This window comes from Ochrobactrum sp. BTU1 (genome assembly GCA_018798825.1).
Taxonomy (GTDB): domain Bacteria; phylum Pseudomonadota; class Alphaproteobacteria; order Rhizobiales; family Rhizobiaceae; genus Brucella.
Map to the genome: position 1 here is coordinate 987854 of CP076356.1, position 15450 is coordinate 1003303.

Here is a 15450-nt window from a genome sequence, read left to right on the forward strand (position 1 = left end):
ATGAATTCACTTTGGGAGGATTGAATGAATTCGATAAAAAAAGAGGACCGCGGCATTATTGCTTCGGTCTTCCGCACACTTGGTAAAATTCCTGGTTCAATGATGATTGTGCCGCTGTTCATGGGTGCAACAATCAATACGTTTTGGCCCGAACTTTTAGACGTTGGCAGCTTTACCACTGCACTCTTCCGGGACGGGACAGGCACTTTACTCGGCTTGTTCTTCTTCTGCATGGGGGCACAAATTGATTTTAGGCAAACGTCTGCGACCGTGCAAAAGGGAGTGGCAATCCTTTTAGGCAAGGCCTTCATCGGCGGAAGTATCGGCCTGCTTGTTGCATTCTACATGCCAGATGGCACGCTTTGGGGATTGACGCCGCTTGCCATTATTGCCGGCATGACGAACTCCAATTCCGCGCTATACGTGGCGCTCACCAAGCAATTCGGCAATGCGTCCGACCGCGGCGCGGTGTCGGTGATTTCGCTTAATGATGGGCCCTTTATCACGCTGTTGATCCTCGGGACCGCAGGGCTCGCCGCCTTCCCTCTTACGATGCTTGTAGGTTGCCTCTTGCCACTCATCATCGGTTTTATCGTTGGTAATAATTCGCCAAAAGCGCGCGAATTCCTTGCTCCAGGCGAAATGTTGCTGATCCCATTCCTTGGTTTCGTTGTCGGACGCGGCATTGATTTCTCAATGCTGCTGCAGGCAGGCATGCAGGGAATTATTCTTGGTATCGGTACAGTCATAGCTTCGGGCTTGTTCGCCATGCTGTTCCTTCATGTCATGCACATCGTGACGCGCCGTCCTAAAGCGACCCGCAACCTGATCTCGGGTGCCGCTGAATCGACGGTCGCCGGTAATGCCGTTGCCACGCCTGCAGCAGTCGCGCTGCTTGACCCAAGTTACAAAGCGATTGAGGCGATCTCCACATCACAAGTTGCCGCCGCAACCATCACCACAGCACTTCTCGTTCCATTTCTTGTTGTGTTTGTGGCTCGTTGGCAGCAATCCCGAGGCATTTCGCCTGCCGCAGAGGAGCGCTGGATCGACACTGGCAGCGCTGAAGAAGCACCGCTTTCAAAAAGTCAGCACCAGGCAGCCTAGCGGCAATCGCTGCCACTTGGGGTGCAGCGAAGTGATCCGCCGTCCGTCATCTTATTTGCAAACAAACTATGACCATCTGAGGAGTAGACCATGACCGTTAACCCGTTCATCGGCCTTGATCGCACGTATCGCAACTATATCGATGGCGTGTTCGTTGATGCCACGACCGGCCTGATCGACGTCACCAATCCTTCAACCGGTGCGATCATTGCCCGCGTTCCCGATTCCAGTAAGGCAGATGTCGACCTTGCGGTGACAGCCGCAAGGAAGGCTCAGGGAGACTGGGAACGGCTAGCAGCTATCGAACGCGCCGGCTATTTGCGCCAGATTTCTGCAAAAGTTCGCGAGAACCGCGTCGCACTCGCGGACGTCCTTGTAAAGGAACAAGGGAAAGTACAGGGCCTCGCTCAAGTCGAGGTCGATTTCACTGCTGATTATCTCGATTACATGGCCGAATGGGCGCGGCGCATTGAAGGTGAAGTTTTAACCTCAGACCGACCGAACGAAACCATGCTTTTGCTGCGTAAGCCGGTGGGCGTAGTTGCTGGTATCCTGCCTTGGAATTTCCCTTTCTTTCTGATTGCGCGCAAACTCGCCCCCGCACTTGTCACAGGCAACACGATCGTCATTAAGCCAAGTGAAGAAACTCCCATCAACGCATTTATCTTCGCAGAGCTGGTCGCCCAAACAGATCTCCCAAAAGGCGTTTTCAACCTTATTGGCGGCGTAGGCCGCACAAGCGGCGAAGCGCTCGCCTCACATCCAGGCGTTGACCTCATCACGTTCACCGGCTCGGTAGGGACAGGTTCGCATATTATGCAATTGGCGGGCAAAAATCTGACCCGTGTCAATTTGGAGTTGGGTGGCAAAGCACCGGCGATCGTTCTCAAAGATGCTGATCTCGACCTTGCTGCGAAGGCTATCTTTGATTCACGCGTTATCAATACAGGCCAGGTCTGCAACTGCGCTGAGCGTGTATATGTCGAGCGAGAGATCCATGACGCACTCGTTGCGAAACTGAAGGTTCTGTTTGAGGGAACTCGCTATGGTGACCCTTCCGTGGAAAATGATTTGCACATGGGGCCGTTGATAAATCAATCAGGCTTGGACAAGGTCGCCGATGCGGTAGAACTGGCCAAAAAGCAAGGTGCCATAGTTGTCACTGGAGGCAAAATTGCCGATCAAGTGAAAGGCTTCCATTACGAGCCGACTTTGATAATCGGCGCTTCCGCCGATATGGATATCATGCGCCGCGAGATCTTCGGACCTGTTCTGCCGATCCAGAGCGTGGACAGCCTTGATGAAGCTATCGCGTTGGCCAACGATTCGGATTATGGCCTCACCTCGTCGATTTACACTCGTGATCTCAACTCGGCCCTTAAAGCTGCACGTGAGCTGAAGTTTGGTGAAACCTACATCAATCGTGAAAACTTTGAAGCCATGCAGGGTTTCCACGCAGGACGTCGAAAGTCCGGCATTGGCGGCGCCGACGGAAAACACGGTCTTTATGAATTCACCGAGACGCACGTCGTTTATATCAAGGGCGAGTGACCATTCATCTTGGCTCATGACCGGGCGCTGAATAAGCGCTCGGAATATCTTCCCATCTGCGTATCTATGCAGTATTCGCTAAGCTCCGGAGACTTGATGGGGGAAAGGAGAAGCGCCATGCGCCTCAATGATTGTCACAATTTCCATGATTTCCGAACGCTTGCGAAGAAGCGTCTGCCCAGTCCGATCTTCAATTATATTGATGGCGGCGCAGACGACGAAGTTACGTTGCGTCGTAACACCGGTGCATTCGAGAATTGCGACTTGGTTCCCAATATCCTGCGCGGCGTCGATGATGTTGACCTCTCGGTGGAAGTCATGGGCATCAAATTGGATCTGCCCGTCTATTTATCGCCCACGGCGTTGCAACGCCTGTTTCACCATCAAGGAGAGCGGGCGACCGCTGCAGCAGCGGAAAAATTTGGCACGATGTTTGGTTGCTCTTCGCTCGGAACCGTTTCGATGGAGGAACTGGCGCGCAAACACCGCAACCCACAGGTTTATCAGTTCTACTTCCATAAAGACCGCGGCCTTAACAGAGCCATGATGCAGAAGGCCAAAGAAAGCGGTATCGAAGTGATGATGCTAACGGTCGACAGCATCACTGGCGGCAACCGCGAGCGCGATTTGCGTACAGGCTTTTCCATTCCCTTCCGCCTAACACTTGCTGGCATGCTTCAATTCGCAGTCAAACCGATGTGGGGATTGAACTATGTCGCCCATGAAAAATTCAGCTTGCCGCAACTTGATGCCCATATTGACATGAAGGGCGACACGCTGACAATCGGACGCTACTTTACCGAAATGTTGGAGCCCTCCATGAACTGGGACGATGTGGCCAGCATGGTCGAGGAATGGGGTGGAAAATTCTGCCTCAAGGGCGTCATGAGCGCAACGGACGCTCGAAACGCTGCCTCGATCGGCTGTAATGGCATTGTGCTTTCCAACCATGGTGGACGTCAGCTTGACGGATCACGCACGGGCTTTGACCAGCTTAGCGAAATCGTTCAGGCAGTCGGTGATCGTCTAGACGTTATGATAGATGGCGGCATCCAGCGTGGCACCCATGTTCTAAAGGCGCTGTCGCTTGGCGCAAAGGCCGTGGGACTTGGACGGTTCTATCTTTACGCTCTGGCAGCTGCAGGCCAACCAGGTATCGAACGTGCACTCGGCCAGTTGCAGGCGGAGCTTCTCCGCGACATGCGTTTGATGGGCGCGCGTAAAGTGTCTGATCTCACCCCTGACAATCTCCGGTTCCGCTGACTGTCTTCGCATTTCCCGGCTAACGTATCCATCACCGAACACTTGGAGTACAAATGCAATTTTCCGCCAATCTAGGCTTCTTGTGGAGCGATCTGCCACTTACCGAGGCGATCCGCCGAGCAAAAAAAGCTGGATTTGATGCCGTGGAATGCCATTGGCCCTACGACACGCCTTCCAGCGAAGTGGCCGCAGCTCTTGTCGAAACAGGCCTTGTGATGCTCGGCCTCAATACCCGGCGTGGCGGTGAAGGCGAGAACGGGTTACTTGCCGTGCCTGGTCGTGAGCAAGAAGCACGTTTAGCGATTGATGAGGCGATTGACTACGCGGTTGCGACAGGCACCCAAGCGGTTCATGCCATGGCTGGAATAGCAAGTGGTCGCATTGCTCACACGACCTACCTCGAAAATCTCAGCTACGCCTGTTCCAAAGCAAAAAAACATAGCATTACGATCTTGATCGAGCCGCTCAATCCTTACGATGCACCGGGCTATTTCTTAAATACAGCGGCCCAGGCGGAGTCGATCATACGTGAACTCGGCCAACCAGAGCTACGCCTAATGTTTGACGTTTATCACCATCAAATCACAGCTGGTGATATCTGTCGAAGCTTCGATGCCTTGTTACCGATTATTGGCCATGTCCAGATCGCATCCGTGCCGATGAGAGCCCGTCCTGATTTGGGCGAAGTCGATTATCGTTTTGTATTGTCGCATTTGAAAGCACGTGGCTGGTCCCGGCCAGTGGGTGCGGAATATCGTGCCAATGGCCCAACGGAAGACTCGCTCGGCTGGCTATCAGATTTCCGGACCCTCTAGCTCGACTATGAATTTATCCACGCACCGCAGATCTACAATAGCTTGGCAAATGTATCTCAGGAGCGATGATACCACGATTGCTGCAACCCACCCATAGCAACCAGACAGTGAGAACTTTTCCTATGTGACCAATTGCTTGTTGGAAGGCGCTGACAAAGGCCAACTCTGAGAAGGTACTTCATAAGGAAATTTCTCAGCCGTGCTTCGACCAGAAAACTGCGCTTCTGCATGGCAAGCGACCACCCAAGAAAGCACATCTGAAAAGACAAATGTGTCACCATTGCCCACTGAAAATGCCACTTCAAAGCAGTGATAAAAGGGCAATAGGTTCCGGTGCCGCCCGCTATCGAGGTTCAAATGCTTTCAGTCGTGGGAAAGAGAATAGCTTTATACCCACACCTTGGGGACTAACTTCAATGGCGGCCGAAAGAATTTTGCTTAAAGTCGACTTCCCCATTATACCCGTAGCGTGCCGATATCCGCTGGAAATCTTCTTTTGAGAATCCAGACCAGGAATAGTTCCGGACATTTTTTCCCGTTTTTCGGTCCTGGACATAAAATGAAAGGCCTGCGGACTTTTCGGGGAAATTGACGACCTTATGAAGGGCGGGAACCCACTTATAGCGCGTTAAAGGAAAATCCTTGCTTCCGCCCAAAAGTGTACGCACACGAAATCCAGTATCGTAAAACTGATACTGCAGAACGAAGAAATAATCTCTACGCACGAGCAAAAAAACGATGAGCCCCAGCACAATTGTCGATAAATAAAACAGCGGTGATGAAACATTCCTATCGATCGTAAATCGGTAGGCGTAGTTGAAAACGAGTGATAACAATCCGACTGCAATGACAATCTGTCCGAGCTGGGTGGCAATCCACTTGACCGGGTGCGTAACAGAAATCTTCTCAACGCCACCTTTGATTGAACCCGGCATCATCAAGCTTCCCTTTGATTTTATTTGGAATATGCCATCCTTCAAGCAGTCCATCGCATAGAATTAACATGCGAGTTTCTCTTCTCCGGTAACAGAAGCAACTATTCTTCACAATACATATTGTTTGTATCAGTTGGTTTTCATCAGCTTCAGACGTCTCGGATTAAGGTCTCCGATTTGCCGTGAGACAAAACGAGAATTAATTTGGGACATTTCCGTCTTGAGCACAGCTCCTTCCCCAGGTTATTAAGAAGGTGCGGGGGCCGGCGATGAAGTCGGCGTCTGAAAAGATGCCACCGGTCAATAACCGGCTTCATCGCCGCCAATTTATCTAGTCTTTCATGACCGAAATTTACTTTCTTCTATAATCCAAATTCTATTAGTTTGATATTCGTATTAACAAGCACTTTTTCAACTTCTTTATACCTTGCGTGTCGGGCGGCCACACAGGTAGTGGCTGCCCGAAACGCGCGAAGATGCTTCCAGATTATTTATGGGTCAAACGAATACTAGGTGTTGTTCGACATACTTCTTACGAGCCTGATAGAGGGTCCACGGCTCCATTCGCTGAAGTTTGAAGCCATGGCACTACGCTGTGCTCGGAAAAATAGCCGGGTACACTGATTACAAGGTGCAACGTGCAACCTGCCAAGTCTGGGAAACATATGCTTGCAAGCATTGAAAACATAGCACTCTATCTGTTTCATGCTGCCGAATTAACATCCCACAACTTAGTGGGCCTAAAGTGCCCTTGTTGATTGGCCGAAGCGGACCACCGGCGAAACAAGGTGGTTAAGTGTTCCCGATAGAGACTTCATTTGGGCGATTTGCGGAAGTCGAACTTTGCTCGACAGCTTGCCTATCTTCACGGTAGCGATGGTTTAAGAGCGCGAAGTAACGCAAGAAGCGCGGCTTTTAATTCAGCGACATCATCTTGTTGTGCACGTAATGCAATCTCGTTCATTGCACCATTGAGCAAGACCGACAGTCCCATGGAACTGCTCGAGAAGCAGATCGCGCCTTCATTAATCGCCTCCTCAACGCCAATTCTCAGCAGATCAAAGGAAAGTTCGCGATCAAGCGATTCCCACCGCTCGCGCCCTAGGACCCCGGGCGCATCAACGACGAGGATACTGCGATTTTGTGGCTGGGCCATGAAGTCGATCCACGCAATTGCCCCTTGCTCCAAAGACTCGAATGCGTTGCCTGAATCCTTGGTTGCCTCCTGGATGCCCTCTGCTGCCTCGGCAGCGAGCACCCGGCAAACAGCTTCGAACAAGTCGGCCTTGTCGCGATAATGATGGTAAAGCGCGCCACGTGTTACACCGGCTTCGGCAATGATTGCATCGGTGCTGGTCTGAGCATAGCCGTTGTGTGCGAATAATGTCCGAGCCGCTGCAACCAACCGCCCTTTGGTTTGGATTGTACGAAGCTCGTTCCTTGTCATAACCCTAACCTTCAGCTGTATTGACAGTTGGACAGATTATTTCTACTGTGCGTAAAACATACCGATAGTCTGTTTGTTTAATTATTGCAAGGAGCTGTTATGCGATTTCTGGATCGATACCCCATCATTGTTACTCCGAAAAAGGACGCGGCTCGCGACTTTTGGGTAAAACATCTCGGATTTAGTGTGACTTTCGACAGCCATTGGTTCTGCCTGCTTGCTGCGGAGGACGCTACGGCCTCAATCGCATTCATGACGCCCGATCATCCTTCGTCGCCTCCGGGCTCAGATAGCTTTGCGGGAACTGGCATGTGTTTGGAACTCGAGGTTGCGGACGCAAAAGCGGCTTATGACGAGTTGACAGAAAGGGGGCTCCCTATCAGTTACCCAATAACCGAGGAACCATTCGGGCAACGCCGCTTTGGTTTTGAAGATCCATCTGGTTTATGGGTGGATATCGTTGAACAGATCGCACCGCAAACAGGATTTTGGGACAAGTACATGGTGTGATCTGTTTCAAAAGTTCCGTCAATGATGACACGTTCGCATTCAGGCTTTGCATGATTGGAACATAATCAACGCTCAAAGGTCGGCTCTACTTACGGTCTTCAATTGACAGCATGGCCCTGTAGTTGCGTTCAATTTCCGCCAAAACAGTGATGTGATAACTGAAATCGGATTGCAAGAGCCTGGTCATTGCTTTCTTTATGGATCAGGCTCTCGGTCTCTTGTCTTGTTAGGATGGATGTCAGCCGTGATAGTTGCGGCGTTTGCGTTGAAGCTCAGGTGCAACTTCGACGATGCTCGGATTCTCTTCGGGCAAGATGAGGTAAAGCAATTCCCGGATGTTTTTGCTTCCTCTGGATTTATCTTTACTAAATCCGAAAATCAGACAAGCGACCTCGCTATGATAGAATGCAGATCGACTAACGAATGCGATCGACGATAGCCTGCGATGGTCAAAACTCACTTCCGTTCGTGCGGTATATCCTGCTCTATCCCAAATAGCTACCTCGGGTTCGTCTCCACAGATAAAAGAAAGTCCTTCAATAATATTTCCTGGACGCACAATAACCTTATCGACACTGAAAATATTTCCCTCCTTCGCTTTTGGCACAGCGATTATTTTTGGGTCCACAATATTGTCTTTCATCGGTGGCAACCCAGTGGTGTCTGCACGTTGCTCGGTCGGCGCACCGTTCTCCCACTGAAGCGGTCCCATTGCGTGCGGGTAATGAATATTGAAATTTGTCGGGATATTTAACCGTAGATCCCAAAGGTGAAATCCGATCTCGATTTCGGTCATATTCGCTAAAGGTCTTGAGTAAGTGATCCCCACATAACCGCCATCATCGGCGGTGCCGTAAGCGATACTGTAGATATCCTGAAACATTTCCGGAGGGATTATGGTTTTGGGTTCTGGATGTGTGAAGGGGCTCATATAACTCAGTATGATTCTGAAATCATCGACCTTTTCAGTGGTATAGGCTCTAGCTGCCGCCATATAGTTGTAGTGAAGAATGCCATGTTTTCCGGCTGGAGGTGCTTTTAACTCGGAGCTTCTTAGATATTCATCGACCGAAGCGCTCATGTAGTGGTCGTATTCAATAAATCGCTTTTCGAACTGCTGCCTAAAGCTAACCATGTCTTTTGCGGGCCATTCCCAAGCCTCACTGTTGAGAATGCACGTTCTCATCAGGGCCCCGTGCATATTAGAAACCATCCCGAAAAACGGTAGAAGCAGGACTTTGAAGTTGTCGTTCTGCAGGATCGACAGAAGATGCGCATGGTGGTCGTCGAGAATCTGAAACTTCACGCGAATTGTCTCTGGCGAAGCGTTCTTGATGGCTTCAGTGAAGTCTCTGAATGACTGGCCAAGGGCCGTTACTTCGGCCTGCATGGTGTTGAAGGTGAGTTCATCGATCTTTTGATCGACGTGTTTCTCTATTTCCTCGATCGCCCGGCGCCATACATCTTCGCGTTTTCGTTGGTGGGATGGGAAGAACAATTCCAACAGTCCCCCGATGACGGTACCCAGAACCGGTACAAATTCATCTGCGACGGACATACCGATTTCAATAATATATTTTGCATCTTCAAACGGGTCTGCACCCGAAACTTCGTAGTCCCAATTTAATTTATTGATACCATTATACATAAATATGATCCTGATAGTTTAATTTATTACAAAAAGACATTATGGCACGTGATAATAAATAGAATAATAGCTATAAATTGCTTGTTAAAGGCGGTTAACTCAAAAAGAAATATTTAGTATTTTAAGTAGAGACCTTCACCTTATTTTTCGCTAACCTTTATTTGCGGTATAAGGGATCAATCTGCGGTCAGCAGATTAATCGCGAACTTGCCAGCGATACTCTGCTTGGAGTTCTGCTTCTCAGGGTTCACGGCCTTATCAAGGCGTGCTGGTCCTAAAATATAGCAAGCCTGTTCGTTCAGTACCGTCATTGGTGCTGCTTTCAGAGGTTTAGTTGCAATCTAAGACAGACATACCTAGGCGAGCGATGATTGAGTGGCGGCCTTTGACACGTGGCATCTGCTGCGCTTTATGACAATCCTTCAGCATCAGCGGTAAACGCGGGGCATTGTCTCGACTAAGGTATTGTGCCGCGCGTCGAGGGTTTAGCGACAACAGAACAGCCAAACGGCCAATCTTGTCCAGTCTTACTTCGTTAGAGCGCCGCAGAAATCTCCGGCTCTTAAAATCCCTCATACCGTCCCCTGCCCTCCGTACAATTTACTTGGTTTTTTGCACATACACCTTCGCGCAGCGTGATAGCGCATTACGAACCAGCCTGATTTGGGATCTGATCTGCGATCCAGAAACCCTCATCATAAAAAACGGATCTGAAGTTCATCTATTTGAAGGGGTGGCTGTTTGGCATATGCGTTACTCGTATTGACTAACTCCTGGCATAAACAGTGCGGAAAGTGAAAAAGCCCCGCCTCCTGCCTTTTGCGTTAGCGTACGAAGATAACCGCCCGGCGAACGGATTTCGGCTGCGCGTTGCAATATCCAAGCGATCGAAGCTGATACCCCATCCCTTCCTAACACCTGTATTGCGTCGCGGTAGGCGTGATCGCTGATGCCGAAAAACGAAGCAACAACTCTGGCTGCATCGAACAAATCACGCCAAGAGCTAATTCCTTTGGTGGCATAAGCTCTGATATCGGGACAGCACCGGAGGACCAAGTCCAGTGGAACGCTTAATCTCGTCTGAACGTGGTCCTCACTTCTTGGTTTCGCAAGAGGACTGGGGTCTTCTTTCAAATCGTTCAAATTTATATTTTTAGATTCTAAAAGGGATTCTGGTAGGGATTCATTATGCTGCCGCTCAATTTGGGCTGCGTCGACGCTCAATTCTCTTGTTTTATCTATATCTTTCATGTGGTTAGACAATTCGCGTAGAATTGCTTCAAGTTCTGCTTTGATTGTGCCGAGGCGGTCGTGCGATGCGCGACGTGGAATTGCGTCGACAATGCTTCGAAAGCGCAGGAAAATTGCACTGAGTGACGCTGGTTGGTCCAAAGCAGTATCGATTGGAAACTGTGCAGCAATTTCTCGCCTTAGGACCGAGACTTCGTCGCGCAAGCGCTTGAGTGCCTTAGCAGCTGCCGCAATTCTTGCAGCAGTCTTCGCGATATCGGCAGCACGTGCCAAGAGTGGAGACAAAGAAAAGCCAAAGGCAAGCTCAATGTCGCCTTCGTTGTCCTTGTGTGCGTAGCGCTTGCGGGTTGGGCTGTCTTTGCGTTCAATAATACCGCTATTGATGAGGGCCGAGAGATGGCGACGAAGGGTGGATTCGGCCATTCCATGAGCACGCAGACTAAGCTGACGATTGGATGGGAACACCACAAGCCCGTTCTTTTCGTTGAGGTCGTCGCCGGGTAAAAAGGACAGCAACGAGCTCAGGACAGCCAGACATCTATCGTTTAAGCCGAATTCGGATTTTGCGACGCAGAGCTGCTTGTAAATAATCCATCGATTGACAGTGCTGGACTGTTGGCCTTGGGAGCAAGACTTAGAATTTTGGGCAAGATAAGGCGTTCGTCCGCGGGTTGCGGACGTTAACGATTCCATAACGTGCATGTCCTCTACCTTTCAAAAAGGCAAAAGAAAGTTGCCCGCCAAAAATGACGCCAAAATGCTTGACACTGTTTCGTGGAAATGCGATTCTCGTACTTGCTAAGGTTTGAGAGAGGCTTCCATGACGGCGACGTTATCGGGGGCCTTTTTCTTTTTGCGGTTAATCTCCAGTTTTTATTTCGTCAGATGTCCGGTATTCGTCATAAAGACGATCCAGATGGTTTGATATCCATTCACCAAATCCGGCTGCGTTTGTGCTGGCCAGTTCGATTGCTACTTTTTTCGGCTTCCGGCTCATGGTGAAATGGACGCGGTTATCCATTGAGTTCCATGATTTTTCTGCTGGCCGGCCTTTGGCGGAGGCGAGCTCCTTGTCCTGCAAGGCGCTGCGTTTCAGAGATTCCGTGACATATTGGAAACGCTGCTCGCTGCTTGATCCGACAAAGTTGTCCGCGGACAACTCTGCCCGGAATTTAGCGGCCTGACCGTCCTTGAGCTGTTCTCCGAGTTCTTGCCAGCGTCTACGTCCCACTTCTTGAGCAGCTCCGATCGCTTCAATCAGTGGATGGCCGATCATGCGTACGATTGAAAGCATTTTGGAGATTGCGGCTTTATCGACCCCAAGGGCCGACATTGCAATGTCGCGATCAAAGCCTTGATCTTCCAACCGTGCCGCGAACATCGCGCGTTCGATGAATGATAGATTGGCGCGAGCATTATTTTCCTGGCCTTGATTGACGACCAGTTGTTCATCGGTCAGTGCACGAACGACAGCGCGAACTTTAATCCCAAGTTCACGCGCTGCAGCCAACCTCCGATGCCCAAAAGCAACCTGAAAACGTTCTGGCTTTTCGGGATGTGGGCGAACGAGAATCGGAACAAGCTGGCCATTATCACGGATTTGCGAAACGAGTTCGGCCAGATGGTCGGGATCAATGCTTAAGCGATCCGATACAAATGAACTGTCGATCAGCTCCGGGTCGAGCTCGACGATCACTTGTCCCTCGGCGAGTTGCTTTTCAAGAATGTCGACCCGCTCGACCTTCTGCGTGATATTTCCCAGAGACTTCGATATACCGCCAACCCCCCCTGCCCGGGCCGCCGGAACAAAACCTGCTAACGGACGTGATTGGGTAATGTCGCTGCTTGGACCAATGTTGACGGTTTCGTCAACAATTCGGGAAACTTCGATAAGGTTCTTTCGCGCCATCGCCTACTACCTCCCCCACGTTGATTTAATCAGGTCTTCTATTTCACCATTCACTGCGTTGAGCGAATCCATCGCTCTGTCGTAGGTACCGCGAATAAACTGTGAACGCTCCACTTCGTATAAGGTTTGCTTGGTTACACCGGCATCTGAGATCGCTGTCGATTTCAGCATAGCGTTGTGCAACATGCGATTGCCGAAAATTGCCCGCATAAAACCGGTCATTTGACTTTGGGGGCCGTCATTGGGTTCATAACGTGTTACCAGATAGCGCATCCAGTCGTAGCTTGTTCGGCCACCCGCCCGTTCAACGACAGACATGAGTTCGCTGGTCATCGCGAGAAACTGACTCATCGACATGACGTCCAGCATTTGCGGATGTACGGTGATCAGCATGCCGGTGGCAGCGCAGAGCGCCGACATGGTCAAAAAGCCCAGTTGTGGTGGGCAATCAATCACAACGACGTCGTAAAGGCTTTCAACATCGGCAATAACTTCCCCGATACGGGCAAAAAACATCGTCTCTGCGCGTCCCGTGGTAATCGCTTTCGGAGTTTCGTGTTCGAACTCCATCAGTTCAAGGTTTCCCGGGATCACATGGAGGTTAGGCGTGTAGGTCGCGCGCACTATATCGGTGATCGGACGCGGGTCCTCGTAACGAATGGCTCCGTATAACGTCTCCCCTTCCCCGACATCGAGTTCCGGCTGGTGGCCGAACAAAGCGGATAGTGATGCTTGCGGGTCGAGGTCAATGGCCAACACGCGGTAGCCGCGCAATGCCAAAAATTGCGCGACATGTGCGGAAGTTGTCGTTTTGGCCGATCCACCTTTGAAGTTCATCACTGCAATGACTTGCAGTTTTTCACCAGGGCGTCGGTTCGGTGCATATTTCGGCGAGCCGTTTTTTGCGTCCAGGCTCTTCCTAATTCGATCCATATCTTCGGGCGTATACATCCGGCGACCATTTGCCAATGGTTCGGGTCCGAAACCTTCCGCTGCCACCTGCCGGAGATACCCCTCCCCTATTCCTATAAAGCTTGCGGCTTCGGCGGGGGTGAACTGACGGATCGATTTGCGCGCGGTGGGCGAGAAAATCTTTTGCTGATGGAGCTGAAGCTGACGTGACAGCTCAAGAGAATCTGCCGATAACATGGTCGGTAGATGTTCTTGTTCATTGAGCCGGTGATAGTTTGTTAACATTTTCTGCCTTCAACTTCGCAAAAGATAGAGGATTGTCCATAACTGCGTAGTTGTTAGTAAGCCCGATTCGTAAACATTTTACAAACGATTAACTATAGGACGCTTTTTCATCTAGATCATGAGTATTGCTGCTTGGTCTTTAGTTCTGGAGCAGTTTGTTTCGTTTTCGCTTCAACCGAGATAGCATATTGAACCGTGCTTAAGTGCGAATAGAACGTTAAGCCGATCGTTTCGGATGCGATCCGAATAAGTTGTCCGCGGACAACTCCGCCGAGTCCCGTATCTACGTTAGGCCGGGTGAACGCTTCAAATCGCGGTTCGCGTAGTCATTGGACCGGAAGAAGCAGAGGGTTGCAATCCGATAATTTCTCAGTTGTCCGCGGACAACTCTGTAAAGATGGTCTAAACTTGCTGAAGCTGAGGCGCATTCGTTCTCGGCCCACGAGATCGATCCTGTCCGAACCGCTGAAGGCGAATGTGTCTCGTATGAGCGCCACCGTGATGATGTTCTGTCTTATCTTCGGTAAAGGATTAACTTGAGCGCGAAAATAGCCAAGCTGGATGGGTGGCCGTGTTTCCTTGGTCCGCCATAAGGTTATGTCCAGCGAGACCAGCCGCGTCACTCTCGCTCGTTGAGGTGATTGGGCAGCCAATTCTTGTCGGTCATTGCTGCGGAGGTGTTGATAAGTTGTCCGCGGACAACTTTGGCGAGGCCAGTACACGAAAAGCGGGGATTGTCACGTTGATCGCAGTCCCGAGCTTGCAGCAAGTGATGGGCCGCTCCGTTCGCTCGTCTCATTTTCTCCCAGCAATATTCTAAGGGGTTTCGACTTCTTGCCACGAGTAGCGCAGCTTGAGGTCGGTGATGATCTACCGCCTTATCGAGAGCCGCATCCGACAAGGCGAGCCTCGGCTGGCCGGGTTTTGCTGAAGGCTACGGGATCGGTCGATGAGGTCTATTGGTGCACCGGAAAGAAGCCTTGCAAAGGCGCTGGGAGTTGTTTGATCTGGTGGGTTGAGCAGGATTGGGGATGTTTCACTGCCAGCGCGCTGTTGCCGGTGCGCAGCGAGAGTAGGAGCTGGTTGCCGTATGAGAGTTGTCCGCGGACAACTCGGCCTGTGAGAATAATTGACTGGCTTTTCCAATCTCCATTGCAACCAAAACAGCCCAGCTGGGAGCCTGCAATCTTTAGGGATGACCAGGTCTATTCTCTCGTAAGTCTTTTGCGCACGGGGAAGTTCAGGAGCTGCAATCCGATAACGCAGATGAGTGAGGTTGCTTCCTGGTCAATTGGGAGATGGTGTGACCATATGACGAAGGTCACATGCTGGCGCTACAGTTGCCGGTATTTATGCGAGTATTGAAGGAAAAGCTTGCTCTCTTCCGCGCTGAGGCGGGGCGATCCCTGAGGTGGAGCAAAAAGCGTCGATTTCTTCCTGGTCGCTGCTCAATCGTGTTATCACATGGAAATAAATGGGCATAGCCACTGACAATGCGGCTGGTGTGTTTGATCTTCGCGAGAAAAGCGCTGGGAGTCAGTCTTGATGGGGGAGGTCATTGACAAAGGATTATACAACGCTTGGCGTCATGTCGTCATTCACAAAGCGAAGATATCTCATTAGCTGTAGAAACTGAACTGTAAATGCGAGGTTCATCCTGCGTAGCTCTTGAGAGCGAGGCGAGGGGCGAGCAATGTTGAAGCATTGCGGCAAATCTTCACCTAGGGGTAATCCGCTCCAAAGGGAGTGGGTCCAGCGCTTACGGAGCTGTGGACGCTCGATTTGACTTACTTATGCAATTCAGACGTCGACAACCG

At 50.7% G+C, this 15450-nt stretch carries 11 protein-coding genes; 5 read left to right on the forward strand and 6 right to left on the reverse strand.

Annotation, left to right across the window (positions count from 1 at the left end):
* Nucleotides 1-24 precede the first annotated feature (24 nt).
* From KMS41_23625 to KMS41_23640, 4 genes are all read left to right on the forward strand, one after another.
* Complete coding sequence (locus KMS41_23625) at nt 25-1107, forward strand: 2-keto-3-deoxygluconate permease (protein ID QWK80701.1); 1083 nt, start codon at nt 25-27, stop codon at nt 1105-1107.
* A gap of 90 nt (nt 1108-1197) precedes the next feature.
* Nucleotides 1198-2658, forward strand: a complete 1461-nt coding sequence (aldA, locus tag KMS41_23630) for an aldehyde dehydrogenase (GenBank protein ID QWK80702.1) — start codon at nt 1198-1200, stop codon at nt 2656-2658.
* Nucleotides 2659-2775: 117 nt separating this feature from the next.
* Complete coding sequence (locus tag KMS41_23635) at nt 2776-3921, forward strand: alpha-hydroxy-acid oxidizing protein (protein ID QWK80703.1); 1146 nt, start codon at nt 2776-2778, stop codon at nt 3919-3921.
* A gap of 53 nt (nt 3922-3974) precedes the next feature.
* The gene (locus KMS41_23640) at nt 3975-4736 is read left to right on the forward strand and encodes a TIM barrel protein (GenBank protein ID QWK80704.1); all 762 of its coding nucleotides are present in this window, start codon (nt 3975-3977) and stop codon (nt 4734-4736) included.
* A 413-nt stretch (nt 4737-5149) separates the two neighbouring features.
* Here the strand turns inward: KMS41_23640 and KMS41_23645 are convergent, their stop codons facing one another.
* Nucleotides 5150-5674: a hypothetical protein gene (locus KMS41_23645; protein QWK80705.1), complete on the reverse strand. Its 525-nt coding sequence runs from the start codon at nt 5672-5674 to the stop codon at nt 5150-5152.
* Nucleotides 5675-6536: 862 nt separating this feature from the next.
* A complete protein-coding gene (locus KMS41_23650; GenBank protein ID QWK80706.1) occupies nt 6537-7118 on the reverse strand; it encodes a TetR/AcrR family transcriptional regulator in 582 nt (193 codons plus the stop codon).
* Between the two features lie 99 nt (nt 7119-7217).
* Between KMS41_23650 and KMS41_23655 the strand changes: the two genes are divergently transcribed.
* Nucleotides 7218-7628 (forward strand): VOC family protein, encoded by a 411-nt coding sequence (locus tag KMS41_23655; GenBank protein ID QWK80707.1) that lies wholly within the window; start codon nt 7218-7220, stop codon nt 7626-7628.
* Nucleotides 7629-7866: 238 nt separating this feature from the next.
* Here the strand turns inward: KMS41_23655 and KMS41_23660 are convergent, their stop codons facing one another.
* The 4 genes from KMS41_23660 to repA all read right to left on the reverse strand — a co-directional run bounded on the left by KMS41_23660 (nt 7867) and on the right by repA (nt 13633).
* Complete coding sequence (locus KMS41_23660; protein QWK80708.1) at nt 7867-9276, reverse strand: hypothetical protein; 1410 nt, start codon at nt 9274-9276, stop codon at nt 7867-7869.
* Between the two features lie 753 nt (nt 9277-10029).
* Nucleotides 10030-11229 carry a replication initiation protein gene (locus KMS41_23665; GenBank protein QWK80709.1) on the reverse strand — a complete coding sequence of 400 codons (1200 nt, stop codon included), beginning with the start codon at nt 11227-11229 and terminating at the stop codon, nt 10030-10032.
* 157 nt (nt 11230-11386) lie between these two features.
* Complete coding sequence (gene repB, locus KMS41_23670; GenBank protein QWK80710.1) at nt 11387-12436, reverse strand: plasmid partitioning protein RepB; 1050 nt, start codon at nt 12434-12436, stop codon at nt 11387-11389.
* A gap of 6 nt (nt 12437-12442) precedes the next feature.
* Nucleotides 12443-13633 (reverse strand): plasmid partitioning protein RepA, encoded by a 1191-nt coding sequence (gene repA, locus KMS41_23675; protein ID QWK80711.1) that lies wholly within the window; start codon nt 13631-13633, stop codon nt 12443-12445.
* Between the last annotated feature and the right edge of the window lie 1817 nt (nt 13634-15450).